This window comes from Pseudomonas sp. Sample_23 (assembly GCF_004307595.1).
In the GTDB taxonomy this organism is placed as follows: domain Bacteria; phylum Pseudomonadota; class Gammaproteobacteria; order Pseudomonadales; family Pseudomonadaceae; genus Aquipseudomonas; species Aquipseudomonas atacamensis.
On record NZ_RCNX01000048.1, the window covers coordinates 226244 to 244060 of the forward strand.

General features: G+C 61.4%; 13 protein-coding genes. 9 read left to right on the forward strand and 4 right to left on the reverse strand.

Annotation, left to right across the window (positions count from 1 at the left end; all coding sequences use genetic code 11):
• Nucleotides 1–30: 30 nt before the first annotated feature.
• The 4 genes from D8U82_RS13500 to D8U82_RS13515 form a co-directional block, all read right to left on the reverse strand.
• Nucleotides 31–879 (reverse strand): cache domain-containing protein, encoded by an 849-nt coding sequence (locus D8U82_RS13500; RefSeq protein ID WP_125925630.1) that lies wholly within the window; start codon nucleotides 877–879, stop codon nucleotides 31–33.
• 134 nt (nucleotides 880–1013) lie between these two features.
• Nucleotides 1014–1871 (reverse strand): ATPase, encoded by an 858-nt coding sequence (locus tag D8U82_RS13505; RefSeq protein ID WP_076563987.1) that lies wholly within the window; start codon nucleotides 1869–1871, stop codon nucleotides 1014–1016.
• 116 nt (nucleotides 1872–1987) lie between these two features.
• The gene (locus D8U82_RS13510) at nucleotides 1988–2980 is read right to left on the reverse strand and encodes an NAD-dependent epimerase/dehydratase family protein (protein ID WP_130902338.1); all 993 of its coding nucleotides are present in this window, start codon (nucleotides 2978–2980) and stop codon (nucleotides 1988–1990) included.
• Between the two features lie 99 nt (nucleotides 2981–3079).
• The gene (locus D8U82_RS13515; RefSeq protein WP_130902339.1) at nucleotides 3080–3967 is read right to left on the reverse strand and encodes a LysR family transcriptional regulator ArgP; all 888 of its coding nucleotides are present in this window, start codon (nucleotides 3965–3967) and stop codon (nucleotides 3080–3082) included.
• A gap of 96 nt (nucleotides 3968–4063) precedes the next feature.
• On the opposite strand from D8U82_RS13515, the gene D8U82_RS13520 reads away from it, so the two are divergent.
• The 9 genes from D8U82_RS13520 to D8U82_RS13560 all read left to right on the forward strand — a co-directional run bounded on the left by D8U82_RS13520 (nucleotide 4064) and on the right by D8U82_RS13560 (nucleotide 17672).
• Nucleotides 4064–4666 (forward strand): LysE/ArgO family amino acid transporter, encoded by a 603-nt coding sequence (locus D8U82_RS13520; protein ID WP_016773432.1) that lies wholly within the window; start codon nucleotides 4064–4066, stop codon nucleotides 4664–4666.
• Between the two features lie 176 nt (nucleotides 4667–4842).
• Complete coding sequence (locus tag D8U82_RS13525; RefSeq protein WP_016773431.1) at nucleotides 4843–5439, forward strand: Fe-Mn family superoxide dismutase; 597 nt, start codon at nucleotides 4843–4845, stop codon at nucleotides 5437–5439.
• Nucleotides 5440–5768: 329 nt separating this feature from the next.
• Complete coding sequence (locus D8U82_RS13530) at nucleotides 5769–7820, forward strand: EAL domain-containing protein (protein ID WP_016773430.1); 2052 nt, start codon at nucleotides 5769–5771, stop codon at nucleotides 7818–7820.
• 146 nt (nucleotides 7821–7966) lie between these two features.
• Nucleotides 7967–9319 carry an imelysin family protein gene (locus D8U82_RS13535; RefSeq protein ID WP_122507743.1) on the forward strand — a complete coding sequence of 451 codons (1353 nt, stop codon included), beginning with the start codon at nucleotides 7967–7969 and terminating at the stop codon, nucleotides 9317–9319.
• A 277-nt stretch (nucleotides 9320–9596) separates the two neighbouring features.
• Entirely contained in the window at nucleotides 9597–11024 is a 1428-nt protein-coding gene (locus D8U82_RS13540) for a di-heme oxidoredictase family protein (protein ID WP_130902340.1), read from the forward strand.
• Nucleotides 11025–11051: 27 nt separating this feature from the next.
• Nucleotides 11052–12116, forward strand: coding sequence for an imelysin family protein (locus D8U82_RS13545; RefSeq protein WP_024014143.1), 1065 nt, complete (start codon nucleotides 11052–11054; stop codon nucleotides 12114–12116).
• A 14-nt stretch (nucleotides 12117–12130) separates the two neighbouring features.
• Nucleotides 12131–13231, forward strand: coding sequence for a DUF1513 domain-containing protein (locus D8U82_RS13550; RefSeq protein WP_130902341.1), 1101 nt, complete (start codon nucleotides 12131–12133; stop codon nucleotides 13229–13231).
• 252 nt (nucleotides 13232–13483) lie between these two features.
• Complete coding sequence (locus D8U82_RS13555) at nucleotides 13484–14632, forward strand: efflux RND transporter periplasmic adaptor subunit (protein WP_130902342.1); 1149 nt, start codon at nucleotides 13484–13486, stop codon at nucleotides 14630–14632.
• A 13-nt stretch (nucleotides 14633–14645) separates the two neighbouring features.
• Complete coding sequence (locus D8U82_RS13560) at nucleotides 14646–17672, forward strand: multidrug efflux RND transporter permease subunit (RefSeq protein WP_125925635.1); 3027 nt, start codon at nucleotides 14646–14648, stop codon at nucleotides 17670–17672.
• Nucleotides 17673–17817 lie beyond the last annotated feature (145 nt).

Sequence of the window (17817 nt, forward strand, 5' to 3'; positions counted from 1 at the left end):
ACGCGGAGCGTGGGAACGATCATCGCGCGCTCAAGGGCTGTAGTAGCCCACCGCGACGAGGAAATGCCCGACCTTTTTCAGGTACGCATGCTTGTCCTCGATCTTGCCGGTTACCGGATTTTTCCAGCGGTATTCGTATTCGCCTTCATCCTGCTTGCCGATCAGCGCCAGAATCGGCTCGCCCACCGGTTTGCCTTCCGGATCCTTGACCTTGCCAAAATCAGTGTTGATCAAACGCAGATTGGTGCCGTGGGCGACATAACGCTGGTTGTTCAGATCGACCACGAAGACATACAGGTCATCCTGCAAGTAACCGCCCTTGAGTGAGTTGATCGCGGTCAGCGTGCCTTTCTCGTCCTTGCTCAGATCTGTCGCGGCTTTGTCCAGCAAGGCCCTGGCCTGCTCAGCCGAAGCCCGTGGCAGGTAGTAACCCACCGCGAGAATGCGCTGCCCGACGCGCTGATAGAACACATGCTTGCGCTCGACCTTACCGTCGGCCCAGTTCTGCCAGCGGTATTCGGCCTGCTGGATGCCATTGCCTTCCGGCACTTTCAGCGCATCCTTGAACGCCTTCTGCAGATCCGGCCCGAGCACTTCGCTGACATCACGGCCGATCAGCGCCGATGACGGCCCGCCACTGGCAAGCATGACGCCTTTGGTGTCGAGGACGAACACGTAGCGATCCTTGTCGACGAACTCACCCTGGCGGCTGAAGGCGGCGAAGGCCTTGTCACCATTGTCGTGGTAGTAGGCCAAGGCTTTTTCCAGCAGGGCGATAGCGGCCTGACTGTCCTCCTTGGCGGCGGTGGCGGCGCTGGCCTGGCCGAAACCGGCCAACAGCATCAGGCCGAGCCAGACCACTTTATGCAAAAACCCCATAGCGCATCCCTCGTTCTTTTTGGTGTCTCAAGAGCGTAGACGGCTTGGGCTGATGTACGAGTATTCAGAATGATGCAGGGGATTACAGGTCCCTGTGGTAAAGGGACAAAGCCTCCCGGGCAACAGATCAGTCGCTACGGGCGGGAATTGATCTGCTGCTGGAGATTCTGGATCTGCGCCTGCAAGGTATTCAGGTTGCGGGTCATCTGCGCGCGGAACGCATCGAACTCGGCAGTATTGCCGCCACCCTGTGGCGCTGCCGGGCGGTTGTCCTGCTGACTTTTCAGTACCACGATGTCCTGCTCCAGACGATCGATCGCCGCGCTCGGGTTGCCCTGTTTCTTCAGCGCGGCGATATCGGCGCCGAGGCTTTTGAACTGGGCGTCGAAAGCTTTCAACTGCGCATCGACCTTGCTGGTATCGGCCGGGGTGCTTTTGATGGTCGCCAGCTCGGCACTCAAGGCTTTGACCTGAGCCTGCAACTGCGTATTGGCGTTCTGTTGTTCGGTGGTCTGCGCGGTCATCTGCGCCAGACGCTTGTCCAGTTCGCTGGCCTGCCCGGCCACGCCTTGCTGCTGCTTGCTCTGGTCGAGCAGCTTGCCTTCGAGTTGCTTGATTTGCAGCTTCAGCGCTTCGCTGTCGCTGCTGACGTTGCTCTGGCTGGCGACGACCTTGCCGGAAATATCCTGCAGGCGCCCTGCCGCTTCTTCGCTGATCCGCGCGAAGCTTTCCTGGGTGGCGACCAGTTGCTGCTCCATCAGCGAGATCTGCTGGAAGCTCCACCAGGCCAGACCGATGAAGGCAAAAAACAACGCGCCGACCAGCGCCCACAGCGGCCCGGTGCTGGCGGCCTTGACCTTGACCACTGGCGCGCTGCGCGAATGCACGGAAGTGCGGGGGCCGGGCGCGATGTCATCGTCATCGAACGGGTCGGCGCGCAGGCTTGGCACGTTGTCGAAATCGTCGTCGTGGGCATCGTTTCGCATGGACATTGAGGCAACCTTTGGCAAACGCGGTGATGGCTAAATGCTGCGAAGTATAACCGCCGCAGCCGCAGGCATTGACCCTCAACCCGCAAGGCGGTTCATTGCCGCCCGGCCGAATCGTTTCAACGGATGTCCTGGGCTTTCCACCATGCGCAGAACTCATCGAGGGCCGCCCACAGGCTGACTTTCGGATCGTAGTCGAGATAATGCCGGGCGCGGCTGATGTCGAGTGTGAAGTTTTTTTTCATGACCTGCATGCCCAGGCGCGACAGGGTCGGCTCAGGGCGTCCCGGCCAGAGCATGCACGCGCCTTCGTTGAGCGCCGCGACGCTGTAGGCCAGACCGTAGGAGCGATATTTGCGCACCTGATCGACGTCCATCCGCCGCATCACGTAATTGACCACGTCCCACAGCGGCACCGGCGTGCCGTTGCTGATGTTGTAGGCCTTGCCCAGCGCCGAACCTTGGGCCAACAGGCTGCTGAGCATGGCTTCGTTGAGATTTTGCACGCTGGTGAAATCGACCTTGTTCAAGCCGTCGCCGATGATCGCCAGCCGACCCTTGCGCTGCATCTTCAGCAGGCGCGGGAAGATGCTCATGTCGCCGGCACCGGTGACGAAACGCGGGCGCAGGGCGATGGTTTCCAGACCGAATTCCTGCGCGCCGAAGACCTTCTGCTCAGCCAGATATTTGGTCGCGGCGTAGGGATGCTTGAAGCGTTTGGGCACTTGCTCTTCGGTCAGACCGAGATGGTCGCGGCCATCGAAATAGATCGACGGCGACGACAGATGCACCAGCCGCCGCACCCGCTGCTTGAGGCACGCTTCGACGACGTTTTCGGTGACTTCGACGTTGCCCTGATGAAACTCCTGATAACGCCCCCACACGCCGACAGCACCGGCGCAATGCACCACGGCTTCGACATCGTTGCACAGGTCGTGCACCAGATCGGCGTCGGTCAGATCGCCCGGCACGAACTCGGCACCGCGGCGCACCAGATGCTCGACGCTCTCGGCCCGGCGACCGTTGACCCGCACTTCAAGGCCCTGCTCCAGGGCGAAACGCGCAAAGCGCCCGCCAATAAAGCCGCTGGCGCCGGTAACCAAAATCTTCATCAAAAACTCCAGGGAAGCAGCTGCAAGCTTCGAGCTTTCAGCTGCAAGTTGAAACGGTGCGTGTTCTTGCCGCTTGCAGCTTGACGCTTGTTGCTGCGTTCAAGCCACTAGCCATTGCTTTGAGGAGCGCAGCAGTTGTTCGGTCAGTAGATTGAGCAACTGGCCGCCATTGCGCCAATGATGCCAGTACAGCGGCACGTCGATCGGTTTATCTGGCAGCAATTCGCGCAGCACCCCGCGTTGCAATTGCTCGCGCACCTGCAGTTCCGGTACCAGGCCCCAACCCAGACCGGCCTCGGTCAGGCGGATGAAGCCTTCGGAGGACGGACATAAGTGATGTTCAAACGCGCCGTCGACGCCCAACAGCGCCAGATAGCGATGCTGAAGGAAATCGTCCGGACCGAACACCAGCGCCGGGGTGCGCGGCAATTGTTCGGCGCGCACGCCTTCGGGAAAATGCCGAGCGATGAAGGCCGGGCTGGCCAAGGCGCGATAACGCATGGCGCCGAGCAATACGCTGCGTGCGCCGGCCACCGGGCGCTCGCTGGCGCACAGGCACGCAGCCACTTCACCGGCACGCATGCGCTTGAGGCCGACGGTCTGGTCTTCGACGATCAGGTCGAGCAACAAATGCTGCTCGGCGCAGAAATCGCCGACGGCCGCGGCCCACCATGTGGCGAGGCTGTCGGCGTTGAGGGCGATGCGCAGGCGATCGGGCAGGCCTTCTTCGTCCAGCGCCGGCACAACTGATTGCAAATCGCGCTCAAGCAACCGCACCTGTTGCACATGGTTGAGCAAGCGCCGGCCAATTTCGGTCGGCGATGGCGGCGTTCCGCGCACCAGCACTGGCTGGCCGACCCGCGCTTCAAGCAATTTGATGCGCTGGGAGATCGCCGACTGCGACAGGCCGAGCACCTGGGCGGCGCGATCGAATCCGGCCTGCTCGACCACAGCGGCCAGCGCGGAAAGCAATTTATAGTCGAACATCAATTTTCCTAATGGGCGATCAGCACTATTGGTTTTTCTTATACAGCGTCACACCGGAGAATAGCCAGCAAGCACTCTCTTTCAAGGATCTCTCCCATGTGGCAAAGCTACGTAAACGGCCTGTTGGTGGCGTTCGGCCTGATCATGGCGATCGGCACGCAGAACGCTTTTGTCTTGGCGCAAAGCCTGCGCCGTGAACACCATTTGCCGGTGGCGGCATTGTGCGTGGTGTGTGACGCAATTCTGGTCGCGGCCGGGGTGTTCGGCCTGGCAACGATCCTGGCGCAGAACCCGACCCTGCTGGCGATCGCCCGTTGGGGCGGCGCGACGTTTCTGATCTGGTACGGCAGCCAGGCGCTGCGCCGGGCCTGCTCGAAACAGAGCCTTGAGCAAGGCGAAAACCAGACCGTGCGTTCGCTGCGCGCAGTGATGCTCAGCGCTCTGGCGGTGACCTTGCTCAACCCTCACGTTTATCTCGATACGGTATTGCTGATCGGCTCGCTGGGTGCGCAGCAATCGGTGCCGGGCGCTTATGTAGTCGGCGCGGCCAGTGCATCGTTGCTGTGGTTTTTCACCCTGGCCCTTGGCGCGGCGTGGCTGGCACCGTGGCTGGCCCGCCCGAGCACCTGGCGCATTCTCGATCTGGTGGTGGCATTGATGATGTTCGCCGTGGCCGCGCAGTTGATCATCGCCGGATGAATAATTGCCAAAGGCTCTGGAACCTCTATCCCACACAGTTGTTGCGTGGTTAAGGCGCGACCCCGGTGCTATGATCCGAACCCTGCGCCGCAAAGAGTAAAAACTCGCCGGTGCATTTCCGGCCGCCCGTGATCGGCCTTGCGCTCACCGCAACAGACCTGATTAGGAGAATCATCATGGCTTTCGAATTGCCGCCGCTGCCTTACGCACACGATGCCCTGCAGCCGCACATCTCCAAGGAAACCCTGGAGTTCCACCACGACAAGCACCACAACACCTACGTCGTGAACCTGAACAACCTGGTGCCAGGCACCGAGTTTGAAGGCAAGACCCTGGAAGAAATCGTCAAGACTTCTTCGGGCGGCATCTTCAACAACGCCGCTCAGGTCTGGAACCACACTTTCTACTGGAACTGCCTGGCGCCAAACGCCGGCGGTCAACCAACCGGCGCCCTGGCAGATGCCATCAACGCAGCGTTCGGTTCGTTCGACAAGTTCAAGGAAGAATTCAGCAAAACCTCGATCGGCACCTTCGGTTCCGGCTGGGGCTGGCTGGTGAAAAAAGCTGACGGTTCCCTGGCCCTGGCCAGCACCATCGGCGCCGGCAACCCGCTGACCAGCGGCGACACCCCGCTGCTGACCTGCGACGTCTGGGAACACGCTTACTACATCGACTACCGCAACCTGCGTCCGAAGTACGTTGAAGCGTTCTGGAACCTGGTCAACTGGAAGTTCGTGGCCGAGCAGTTCGAAGGCAAAACCTTCACCGCTTAAGCTGCGCGCCCGATGAAAAGCCCGGCTTCGGCCGGGTTTTTTTATGCCCGGCGCATGGCGTTTCTCGCACGGTAAAAGCAGCTTCACGCCGTTTGCCGCCAGCCCCCAGCCGTCTACCATCACAGAAAGGAAAAAATCTTTGGCCCAGTGCTCAAGTTGAAGGCAATTGCAACCGACACAGTTGATTCAGAGCTATTACTCAAATGACGACAATGCGGCCAGGATCACGGCGACTTTTCCCGTGCCTGATTGTCCCTTTGACTGCCAACCCGGGATTGCCAATACTCATGGCAACTTGACGCTACCCGCACGGAACAAGGAATAACCCTTTGAAGCTGGAACTCAAGAACAGCTTGTCGGTGAAGTTGCTCCGGGTCGTGCTCCTGTCGGCATTGATCGTAGGCGTAGTCTTGAGCTGCGCGCAGATTGTCTTCGATGCCTACAAGACCCGTCAGGCGGTTGCCGGCGACGCCGAGCGCATCCTCGACATGTTCCGCGATCCATCGACCCAGGCCGTGTACAGCCTGGATCGGGAAATGGGCATGCAGGTGATCGAAGGGCTGTTCCAGGACGACGCCGTGCGTCAGGCCTCCATCGGCCACCCCAACGAAGCCATGCTGGCGCAGAAATCCCGCGAGCTGCAGCATTCCAACAGCCGTTGGCTGACCGACCTGATTCTCGGCCAGGAACGCACCTTCACCACGCAATTGGTCGGCCGCGGCCCCTACAGCGAATATTACGGTGACCTGAGCATCACCCTCGACACGGCCACTTATGGCGAAGGGTTCATCGTCAGCTCAGTGATCATTTTCATCTCCGGCGTACTGCGCGCACTGGCGTTGGGCCTGGTGCTGTACCTGGTCTATCACTGGCTGCTGACCAAACCGCTGTCGCGAATCATTGAGCACCTCACCGAGATCAACCCCGATCGTCCCAGCGAGCACAAGATTCCGCAGATCAAGGGCCACGAAAAAAACGAGCTGGGCCTGTGGATCAACACCGCCAACCAGTTGCTCGAGTCCATCGAACGCAACACCCACCTGCGCCACGAAGCGGAAAACAGCCTGCTGCGCATGGCCCAGTACGACTTCCTCACCGGCCTGCCGAACCGCCAGCAATTGCAGCAGCAACTGGACAAGATTCTCGTCGATGCCGGCAAATTGCAGCGCCGCGTCGCCGTGTTGTGCGTCGGCCTGGATGATTTCAAGGGCATCAACGAGCAATTCAGCTACCAGACCGGCGACCAATTGCTACTGGCCTTGGCCGATCGTTTACGTGCCCACAGCGGTCGTCTCGGCGCCCTCGCCCGCCTGGGCGGCGACCAGTTCGCGCTGGTGCAGGCCGACATTGAACAGCCTTACGAAGCAGCGGAACTGGCGCAGAGCATTCTCGATGACCTCGAAGCGCCGTTCGCCCTCGACGATCAGGAAATCCGCCTGCGCGCGACTATCGGCATCACCCTGTTTCCGGAGGACGGCGACAGCACCGAGAAGCTGTTGCAGAAAGCCGAACAGACCATGACCCTGGCCAAAACCCGCTCGCGCAATCGCTATCAGTTCTACATCGCCAGCGTCGACAGCGAGATGCGCCGTCGTCGCGAGCTGGAAAAAGATTTGCGCGATGCGCTGATCCGCGACCAGTTCTACCTCGTCTACCAACCGCAGATCAGTTATCGCGATCACCGCGTGGTCGGCGTCGAAGCGCTGATTCGCTGGCAACATCCGGAACACGGTCTGGTGCCGCCGGACCTGTTCATCCCGCTGGCCGAACAGAACGGCACGATCATCGCCATCGGCGAGTGGGTGCTCGATCAGGCCTGCAAGCAGTTGCGCGAGTGGCACGATCAGGGTTTTGTCGATCTGCGCATGGCGGTCAATCTGTCCACCGTGCAACTGCACCACGCCGAGCTGCCACGGGTGGTCAACAACCTGCTGCAAATGTACCGCTTGCCGCCGCGCAGTCTGGAACTGGAAGTCACCGAAACCGGCCTGATGGAAGACATCACCACCGCCGCCCAGCATCTGCTCAGCCTGCGCCGCTCCGGTGCGCTGATTGCGATCGACGACTTCGGCACCGGCTATTCGTCCCTCAGTTATCTGAAAAGCCTGCCGCTGGACAAGATCAAGATCGACAAGAGCTTCGTTCAGGATCTGCTCGATGACGACGATGACGCGACCATCGTTCGCGCGATCATTCAACTGGGCAAGAGCCTGGGCATGCAGGTGATTGCCGAAGGCGTGGAAACCGCCGAGCAGGAAACCTACATCATTTCCGAGGGTTGCCACGAAGGTCAGGGCTACCACTACAGCAAACCGCTGCCGGCGCGGGAGCTGGGTATTTACCTCAAGCAGGCGCAACGCAGCAACGCGGCCATTCTCTAAAAGCGCAAGATCGCGCCATCACACCTGCCTAAATAAGAAATATTTCCAAGCACGCCTTTACACATAATGCGAAAGATTTGCATTATGTCGCAGTTTTGCGCGCCACCGGCGCCAGTCCACTCAACTACCGAAGCAGGATGTTCGCCATGATTCGTATGCCTCTGGCTACCGCCAGTCTGCTGGCCATCGCTATTTCCCTCGCCGGTTGCGGCGAAGGCAAGGACAAAGAAAAAGCCTCCGAAATGACTCCGGCTTCCAGCAGTGCTGCTCCAGCCCCTGCCGCTGCACCTGCTCCTGCCGCCGGTAAAGTTGACGATGCCGCCGCCAAGGCTGTGGTCGCGCACTATGCCGACATGGTCTTCGCCGTTTACAGCGATGCCGAATCCACCGCGAAAACCCTGCAGAGCGCGGTCGACGCGTTCCTCGCCAAGCCGAACGCCGACACCCTCAAAGCCGCCAAGGCTGCCTGGGTCGCCGCACGCGTGCCGTATCTGCAGAGCGAAGTATTCCGCTTCGGCAACACCATCATCGACGACTGGGAAGGTCAGGTTAACGCCTGGCCGTTGGACGAGGGCTTGATCGACTACGTCGACAAATCCTACGAGCACGCACTGGGTAACCCGGGCGCCAGCGCCAACATCATCGCCAACACCGAAGTGCAGGTCGGCGAAGACAAAGTCGACGTGAAAGAGATCACCCCGGAAAAACTCGCCAGCCTCAACGAGCTGGGCGGTTCCGAGGCGAACGTTGCCACCGGCTACCACGCGATCGAATTCCTCCTATGGGGCCAGGATCTGAACGGCACCGGCCCTGGCGCTGGCAACCGTCCGGCCTCGGACTATCTGGAAGGCGCCGGCGCCACCGGTGGTCACAACGAGCGTCGTCGTGCCTACCTGAAAGCCGTGACCCAACTGCTGGTCAGCGACCTGGAAGAAATGGTCGGCAACTGGAAGCCGAACGTGGCCGACAACTACCGCGCCACCCTGGAAGCCGAGCCAGGCGAAACCGGCCTGCGCAAAATGCTCTTCGGCATGGGCAGCCTGTCCCTGGGTGAACTGGCGGGCGAACGCATGAAGGTTTCCCTGGAAGCCAACTCCCCGGAAGACGAGCAGGATTGCTTCAGCGACAACACCCACTACTCGCACTTCTACGACGCCAAAGGCGTGCGTAACGTTTACCTGGGCGAGTACACCCGTGTTGACGGCACCAAGCTGACCGGCGCCAGCCTGTCGTCGCTGGTAGCCAAGGCCGACCCGGCTGCCGACACCGCGCTGAAAGCCGATCTGGCCGCGACCGAAGCGAAGATCCAGGTCATGGTCGATCACGCCAACAAGGGTGAGCACTACGACCAGTTGATCGCTGCCGGCAACACCGCTGGCAACCAGGTCGTTCGCGACGCCATCGCCGCGCTGGTCAAGCAGACCGGCTCGATCGAAGCGGCAGCGGGCAAACTGGGCATCAGCGACCTGAACCCGGACAACGCCGATCACGAATTCTGATCGCAGCGTCCGCGTCAAAAAGAGGCGACCTTCGGGTCGCCTTTTTCATTATTGGCACACCACTATCCCTGTGGGAGCGAGCCTGCTCGCGAAGGCTTGATCCGGCGCAGCATTTACAGCGCGTCGGGCATCGCTTTCGCGAGCAGGCTCGCTCCCACAGTGTTGGCATGCGCTTCAAGGCTTGCGCGATATCAAGCAAACGATAATTCCTCTTATTCAAACTCCCCCGCCCTGTTAGACTTTGCGCCTTTGTTTTCGCCCGTTTGCAGGATGTCTGATGCTGTCGTTGCCGCTTCGCTTGTCCGCACTGTTGCTGGCCCTGGGCCTGAGTGCCTGCGATGACGCCCCGCGTTTCACCAAGGCCGAGCCGGGGGAAGCGCGTTCGGGCGGTGCGGCGACTGTGCGCAAGAGCGATCAGAACGCCTTCTCCCTGCCATCGGCCAACCTGCCGCCCTCGCGGCGCGTGGATTTCAGTGTCGGCAACAGTTTCTTTCGCAGCCCGTGGGTGATCGCGCCGTCGACCACCACGGCGCGCGACGGCCTCGGCCCGTTGTTCAATACCAACGCCTGCCAGAACTGCCACATCAAGGACGGTCGCGGGCATCCGCCGGCATCTGACGCATCCAATGCGGTGTCGATGCTGGTGCGCCTGTCGATTCCCGACGCGCCGGCCTACGCCAAAGTCATCGAACAGCTCGGCGTAGTGCCGGAGCCGGTGTATGGCGGGCAGTTCCAGGACATGGCCGTGCCCGGCGTCGCCCCGGAAGGCAAGGTGCGGGTCGACTACACACCGGTGTCCGTACGCTTCAAGGACGGCACTGAAGTCGAGCTGCGCAAGCCGACCCTGCAGATCACTCAACTCGGTTACGGCCCGATGCACCCGGACACGCGTTTTTCCGCGCGGGTGGCGCCGCCGACGATTGGTCTGGGCCTGCTCGAAGCCATCCCCGAGGAGGCGATCCTCGCCAACGCCGCCGCCCAGGCGAAAGAGAACAACGGCATCAACGGCCGGCCCAACCGTGTCTGGGATGACCAGTTGCAGAAAACCGTCATCGGCCGGTTCGGCTGGAAAGCCGGGCAGCCGAATCTCAATCAACAGAATGTTCATGCGTTCTCGGGTGACATGGGCCTGACCACCAGCCTGCGGCCGTTCGACGATTGCACCGAGGCGCAAAGCGCCTGCAAACAGGCGCCGAACGGCAATGGCCCGGACGGCGAACCGGAAGTCAGCGACAACATCCTGCGGCTGGTGCTGTTCTACAGCCGCAATCTCGCAGTGCCGGCGCGCCGTGGCGTCAACGATCCACAGGTGCTGGCCGGCAAGAATCTGTTTTTCCAGGCCGGTTGCCAGTCGTGCCACACGCCGAAATACACCACCGCCGCCGATGCCGCCGAACCGGAATTGGCCAATCAGGTGATTCGTCCGTACAGCGACTTGCTGCTGCATGACATGGGCGAAGGCCTGGCGGACAACCGCACGGAATTTCAGGCCTCCGGCCGCGACTGGCGCACCCCGCCGTTGTGGGGGATTGGTCTGACGCAAGCGGTCAGCGGTCACACCCAGTTTTTGCATGACGGTCGCGCACGCAACCTGCTCGAAGCGGTGCTCTGGCATGGCGGCGAAGCGTCGGCGGCGCAGCAACAGGTTTTGTCTTTCAATGCCGAGCAGCGCGCTGCGTTGCTGGCTTTTCTGAACTCACTTTAAATACTGTAAAAGCATCGGGAGCCCGACATGTTCCGTCCCAAGTTACTGTTCACCAGCCTCGCCGCGCTCGCCCTCGGCGCCTGCTCGCCGCAGGACCCGCAAGCGGTCACTTCGGCGGCGATCGCCAAATCGGTGATCCTGCCGACCTACACTCGCTGGGTCGAAGCCGACCGGCAACTGGCGGTCAGCGCCCTCGCCTATTGCCAGGGCAAGGAAAGCCTGGAAACTGCCCGTGCCGATTTCCTTCACGCGCAGAAAGCCTGGGCCGAACTGCAACCGCTGCTGATCGGGCCGCTGGCTGAGGGCAATCGTTCGTGGCAAGTGCAGTTCTGGCCGGACAAGAAAAACCTCGTCGGCCGTCAAGTCGAGCAACTGGTCGTCGCCCAGCCGCAGATCGACGCCGCCGCACTGGCCAAATCCAGCGTCGTGGTGCAAGGCCTGTCGGCTTACGAATACATCCTCTTCGACGCCAAGCCTGACGTCGCCAACGACGCGCAAAAAGCCAAATACTGCCCGCTGCTGATCGCCATCGGCGAACGCCAGAAGCAACTGGCCGAAGAGATCCTGCAGGGCTGGAACAACACCGATGGCATGCTCGCGCAGATGAGCAAGTTCCCCAACCAGCGCTATGCCGACTCCCACGAAGCGATCGCCGATCTGCTGCGCGTACAAGTGACTGCACTGGATACCCTGAAGAAAAAACTCGGCACGCCGATGGGCCGGCAGAGCAAAGGCGTGCCGCAGCCATTCCAGGCGGATGCGTGGCGCAGCCAGTCGTCGCTGACCGCACTGGAAGCCAGCCTAGCCGCGGCCAAAACCGTCTGGGAAGGCGTCGACAACAAAGGCCTGCGCGGTCTGCTGCCGGCCGAACAGAAGCCGTTGGCGGACAAGATCGATGCCGCCTATGCCGCTTCGCTGAAGCTGTTCGACAGCACCCAGCGCTCGCTGGGCGAAATGCTCGAAGACGACGCCGGTCGCCAGCAACTCAACGATATCTACGACAGCCTCAACGTCGTCCATCGCCTGCATGAAGGCGAGCTGGCCAAGGCGCTGGGCATCCAACTGGGCTTCAACGCCAACGACGGTGACTGATGAGGGCGAGTGCCATGCTGCGACGTCAGGTTCTGACTTTAGGTAGTGCACTGCTGGGAGCAGTGACGCTGGGCGGCTGGACGCTGTTCAAACGCAAGGATCAGAGCCCGCTGTTGCTGTCGGCGCGCGACGATACTGACGGCAAGCATTACGCCGTCGGCTATCGGCTCGACGGTACGCGGGTGTTCGCCACCCACGTCGGCCAGCGTTGCCACGACATCATCAATCATCCGACGCAGCCGCTGGCGCTGTTCGTTGCACGGCGCCCGGGTACCGAGAGTTACCTGATCGACCTGCGCGACGGCAAGCTGCTGCAGACCGTGACCTCGCAGCCGAACCGGCACTTCTACGGCCACGCCGTGGTGCACAAGGACGGCGAATACCTGTACGCCACCGAGAATGACACGAGCGATCCCGGCCGTGGCCTGCTCGGCGTGTACAAGTTCGAGGGCGAACGGCTGGTGCACACGGGCGAGATTTCCACCCATGGCCTGGGCCCCCATCAGGTGTCGTGGATGCCCGACGGCGAGACGCTGGTGGTGGCCAACGGCGGCATTCGCACCGAGGCGGAAAGCCGCGTCGACATGAACCTCAACGCCATGGAGCCGAGCCTGGTATTGATGCAGCGCGACGGCACGTTGCTGAGCAAGGAAACCCTCGCCCAGCAGATGAACAGCGTGCGCCACCTGGGCATCGCCAGTGACGGCACAATCGTTGCCGGTCAGCAATTCATGGGGCCGTCCCACGAGCGCTCGGAGCTGTTGGCGGTCAAGCGCCCCGGACAAGCGTTCGTGGCGTTCCCGGTGGCCGAGCAGCAGTTGCAGGCGATGGGGCACTACACCGCCAGCGTCGCGGTGCACAGCGACCTGCGTCTGGTCGCGTTGACAGCGCCGCGCGGCAATCGCTTCTTTATCTGGGATCTGGACAGCGGCGAACTGCGCCTCGATGCGCCTTTGCCTGATTGCGCCGGCGTTGGTGCGGTAAAGGATGGCTTTGTCGTGACCTCGGGTCAGGGCCGTTGCCGTTACTACGATTGCCGGCAGGAACAGCTGCTGGCCAAGCCGCTGGAATTGCCGGCGGGGCTCTGGGACAACCATCTGCACTTGATGGCCTGACAACAAGTCCCGTGGCTGACAATCAACCTGTGGCGAGGGGATTTATCCCCGTTGGGTGGCGCAGCCGCCCTTAAAACTGCAATTGCGGTATGACTGAAGGATTCAGGGGGCCGCTTCGCAGCCCAACGGGGATAAATCCCCTCGCCACAGGGTTCATATCCGGCCTTCACGTAATAACTGCCAGTTGGAATCCCCACCTGACTCGGAGTAATGTGCCCGCCTGTCTCATGATTTATCCAAGGAAATGGAAATATGCTGCGTCGCCGCATGCTGATCATGTTGGGTGTTGTTTTGCTGATCGTCCTGGTACTGGGCGGATACAAAGCCTTTTCGATCTACACGATGATCCAGGGCTTTTCCAAGCCCAAGCCGCCGATCAGCGTCGCCGTGGCCACTGCCGGCGCACAGCCGTGGCAGATGCGCCTGCCCACCGTCGGCACGCTCAAGGCACTGCAAGGTGTCGACTTGAGTCTGGAAGTCGCCGGCACCGTCACTGAACTCAAATTCGAATCAGGGCAGAAGGTCAAGGCCGGGCAACCGTTGCTGCAACTCGACAGCGCCGTGGAAACCGCCCTGCTCGAAACCGCCAAGGCTGATCTGGGCCTGGCGCAACTGGACTTCGGCCGTGGCGCGCAACTGATCGACAGCCGCGCGATCTCCAAAGGCGAGTACGACCGCCTCTCCGCCGTGCTGCAAAAGAACAAGGCCACGGTCAATCAGCTCAACGCGTCGCTGGCGAAAAAGCGCATCCTCGCGCCATTCAGCGGCACCATCGGCATCCGCCAGGTCGACGTCGGCGACTACCTCGCCAGCGGTACCAAAATCGCCACGCTGCAAGACTTGAGTAGCCTCTACGCCGACTTCTACGTGCCGGAACAAGCGGTGCCGAAACTCGCTATCGGTCAGCCCGTGCAGTTCACCGTCGCCGCTTATCCGGGGCAGAACTTCGTCGGCAAGATCAGCGCAATCAACCCGATCGTCGAAAGCACCACGCGCAACATCCTCGTCCGCGCCACCCTCGCCAACCCCGACGGCAAACTGTTGCCGGGCATGTTCGCCAGCCTTGAAGTGCTGCTGCCTGATCCGCAAAAGCACATCGTGGTGCCGGAGAGCGCGATCACCTACACCCTGTACGGCAACTCGGTGTACGTGGTCGGGCAGAAGAAGGCCGAGGACGGCAGCGTCGCCAAGGATGACAACGGCCAACCGCTGCTGATCGCCGAACGTCGTTTCGTCGAGACCGGTGAACGCCGCGATGGCCTGGTGATGATCAACAAGGGCGTGCAGAGCGGCGAACAAGTGGTGACGGCGGGCCAGATCAAACTGGACAACGGCGCCCACATTGCCATCAGCGACGACAAGACCCTCGGCGAGCAGAACAGTCCGCCTCGCGCCGACTGATCAAGGAATTCCCATGGCTTTTACCGATCCGTTCATCCGCCGCCCGGTGCTCGCCACCGTGGTCAGCCTGCTGATTGTGCTGCTTGGCTTCCAGGCCTGGAGCAAGCTGCCCCTGCGCCAGTACCCGCAAATGGAAAACGCCCTGATCACGGTGACCACGGCTTATCCCGGGGCCAACGCCGAAACCATTCAGGGCTACATCACCCAGCCGATGCAACAGAGCCTGGCCAGCGCCGAGGGCATCGATTACATGACCTCGGTCAGCCGGCAGAACTTCTCGGTGATTTCGATCTACGCGCGCATCGGTGCCAACACCGACCGCTTGTTCACCGAACTGCTGGCCAAGGCCAACGAGGTGAAGAACAAGCTGCCGCAGGACGCCGAAGACCCGGTGCTGAGCAAGGAATCCGCCGACGCTTCGGCGCTGATGTACATCAGTTTCTTCAGCAAGGACCTGAGCAACCCGCAGATCACCGATTATCTGTCGCGGGTCATCCAGCCGAAACTGGCGACGCTGCCGGGCATGGCCGAAGCGGAGATCCTCGGCAATCAGGTGTTCGCCATGCGCCTGTGGCTCGACCCGGTGAAACTCGCCGGCTTCGGCCTCAGCGCCGCCGACGTGACCGCTGCGGTGCGCCAGTACAACTTCCTCTCCGCTGCCGGCGAGGTGAAAGGCGAGTACACCGTCACCAGCATCAACGCCAACACCGAACTGAAATCCGCCGAAGCCTTCGCGGCGATTCCGCTCAAGGTCGATGGCGACAGCCGTGTGTTGCTGCGTGATGTCGCGCGGGTGGAAATGGGCGCGGAAAACTACGATTCGATCAGCTCGTTCGGCGGCACGCCGTCGGTGTATATCGGCATCAAGGCCACCCCCGGCGCCAACCCGCTGGACGTGATCAAGGAAGTGCGCAAGCTGATGCCCGAGCTGGAAGCGCAGCTGCCGCCGAACCTGAAAAGCGAAATCGCCTACGACGCCACGCTGTTCATTCAGGCCTCGATCGATGAGGTGGTGAAAACCCTGTTCGAAGCGGTGCTGATCGTCATCGTCGTGGTGTTCCTGTTCCTCGGCGCGCTGCGTTCGGTAGTGATCCCGGTGGTGACCATTCCGCTGTCGATGATCGGCGTGATGTTCTTCATGCAGATGATGGGTTACTCGATGAACCTGCTGACGCTGCTGGCCATGGTGCTGGCCATCGGTCTGGTGGTGGACGATGCGATCGTCGTGGTGGAAAACATCCACCGGCACATCGAGGAAGGCAAGACGCCGTTCGATGCAGCCCTGGAAGGCGCGCGGGAAATTGCCATGCCGGTGGTGTCGATGACCATCACCCTGGCGGCGGTGTATGCGCCGATCGGTTTCCTCACCGGGCTGACCGGAGCGCTGTTCAAGGAGTTCGCCCTGACCCTGGCCGGTGCGGTGGTGATCTCCGGCGTCGTCGCCCTGACGCTGTCGCCGATGATGTGCGCGTTTCTGCTGCGCCACGAAGAGAATCCCAGCGGCCTGGCCCATCGCCTCGACCGCGTCTTTGAAGGCCTCAAGCGCCGTTATCAAAGCATGCTCCACGGCACGCTCAATACGCGGCCGGTGGTGCTGGTGTTTGCGGTGATCGTGCTGTGCCTGATTCCGGTGTTTCTCAAGTTCACCAAGTCGGAACTGGCCCCGGACGAGGATCAAGGCATCATTTTCATGATGGCCAGCGCACCGCAGCCGACCAACCTCGACTACCTGAGCACCTACACCGACGAATTCATCACCATCTTCAAAGAGTTTCCCGAGTACTACTCATCGTTCCAGATCAACGGCTACAACGGCGTGCAGGCCGGTATCGGCGGCTTCCTGCTCAAGCCATGGAACGAGCGCAGCCGCACGCAGATGGAAATCCTCCCCGAGGTGCAGAGCAAACTGGAGAGCATTCCCGGCCTGCAGATCTTCGGTTTCAACCTGCCCTCCCTGCCCGGCACGGGTGAAGGCCTGCCCTTCGAATTCGTGGTCAACACCGCCAATGACTACGAGCTGCTGCTGCAAGTCGCCGAGCGCATCGAGAAGCGCGCCATGGAGTCGGGCAAGTTCGCCTTCGTCGACCTCGATCTGGCGTTCGACAAGCCGGAAGTAGTCGTGGATATCGACCGCGACAAGGCCGCGCAGATGGGCGTGTCGATGCTTGACCTCGGCAGCACGCTGGCGACCTTGCTCGGCGAGGCGGAAATCAACCGCTTCACCATCGACGGGCGCAGCTACAAGGTCATCGCCCAGGTTGAACGGGCCTACCGCGACAACCCGGACTGGCTGAACAATTACTACGTGAAAAACACTCAGGGCGAATTGCTGCCGCTGTCGACCTTGATCAAGGTCAGCGACCGCGCACGACCGCGCCAGCTCAATCAGTTCCAGCAGCTCAACGCAGCGAAGATTTCCGGTTTCCCGCTGGTGAGCATGGGCGAAGCCATCGACACCGTGCTGCAGATTGCCCGCGAAGAAGCACCGGCCGGGTTTGCCTTCGACTACGGCGGCGCCTCGCGCCAGTACGTGCAGGAAGGCAGCGCATTGTGGGTAACTTTCGCTCTGGCATTGGCGATCATCTTTCTCGTGCTGGCCGCACAGTTCGAAAGCTTCCGTGATCCGCTGGTGATTCTGGTGACCGTACCGCTGTCGATTTGCGGGGCGCTGATTCCGCTGTTCCTCGGCTGGTCGAGCATGAACATCTACACCCAGGTCGGGCTGGTGACGCTGATCGGCCTGATCAGCAAGCACGGCATCCTGATCGTCGAATTCGCCAACCAGTTGCGCAAGGACAAGGGTTTGAGCGCCCGTGAAGCCGTAGAGGAAGCAGCGGCAATTCGCTTGCGCCCGGTGCTGATGACGACGGCGGCAATGGTGTTCGGCATGGTGCCGCTGATTCTGGCCACCGGTGCGGGAGCCGTGAGCCGCTTTGATATAGGCATGGTGATTGCGACGGGGATGTCGATCGGCACGTTGTTTACGCTGTTCGTGCTGCCGTGTGTTTACACGTTCCTGGCGAAACCGGACCGCAAATAACACGCATCACGCTGTGGGAGCGAGCCTGCTCGCGAATGCGGTATTTTGATCGTTCCCACGCTCTGCTTGGGAATGCAGCTCGGGACGCTCCGCGTCCCATTGGAACGCGGAGCGTCCTTTGAGGCGTTCCCACGCAGAGCGTAGG

Excerpts from the sequence above, each read along its gene's own strand:
- D8U82_RS13505 (WP_076563987.1), bottom strand. The coding sequence starts at position 1,871 with ATGTCCATGCGAAACGATGCCCACGACGACGATTTCGACAACGTGCCA.
- D8U82_RS13515 (WP_130902339.1), bottom strand. The coding sequence starts at position 3,967 with ATGTTCGACTATAAATTGCTTTCCGCGCTGGCCGCTGTGGTCGAGCAG.
- D8U82_RS13535 (WP_122507743.1), top strand. The coding sequence starts at position 7,967 with ATGATTCGTATGCCTCTGGCTACCGCCAGTCTGCTGGCCATCGCTATT.
- D8U82_RS13525 (WP_016773431.1), top strand. The coding sequence starts at position 4,843 with ATGGCTTTCGAATTGCCGCCGCTGCCTTACGCACACGATGCCCTGCAG.
- D8U82_RS13560 (WP_125925635.1), top strand. The coding sequence starts at position 14,646 with ATGGCTTTTACCGATCCGTTCATCCGCCGCCCGGTGCTCGCCACCGTG.
- D8U82_RS13520 (WP_016773432.1), top strand. The coding sequence starts at position 4,064 with ATGTGGCAAAGCTACGTAAACGGCCTGTTGGTGGCGTTCGGCCTGATC.
- D8U82_RS13545 (WP_024014143.1), top strand. The coding sequence starts at position 11,052 with ATGTTCCGTCCCAAGTTACTGTTCACCAGCCTCGCCGCGCTCGCCCTC.
- D8U82_RS13555 (WP_130902342.1), top strand. The coding sequence starts at position 13,484 with ATGCTGCGTCGCCGCATGCTGATCATGTTGGGTGTTGTTTTGCTGATC.
- D8U82_RS13510 (WP_130902338.1), bottom strand. The coding sequence starts at position 2,980 with ATGAAGATTTTGGTTACCGGCGCCAGCGGCTTTATTGGCGGGCGCTTT.
- D8U82_RS13540 (WP_130902340.1), top strand. The coding sequence starts at position 9,597 with ATGCTGTCGTTGCCGCTTCGCTTGTCCGCACTGTTGCTGGCCCTGGGC.
- D8U82_RS13550 (WP_130902341.1), top strand. The coding sequence starts at position 12,131 with ATGCTGCGACGTCAGGTTCTGACTTTAGGTAGTGCACTGCTGGGAGCA.
- D8U82_RS13500 (WP_125925630.1), bottom strand. The coding sequence starts at position 879 with ATGGGGTTTTTGCATAAAGTGGTCTGGCTCGGCCTGATGCTGTTGGCC.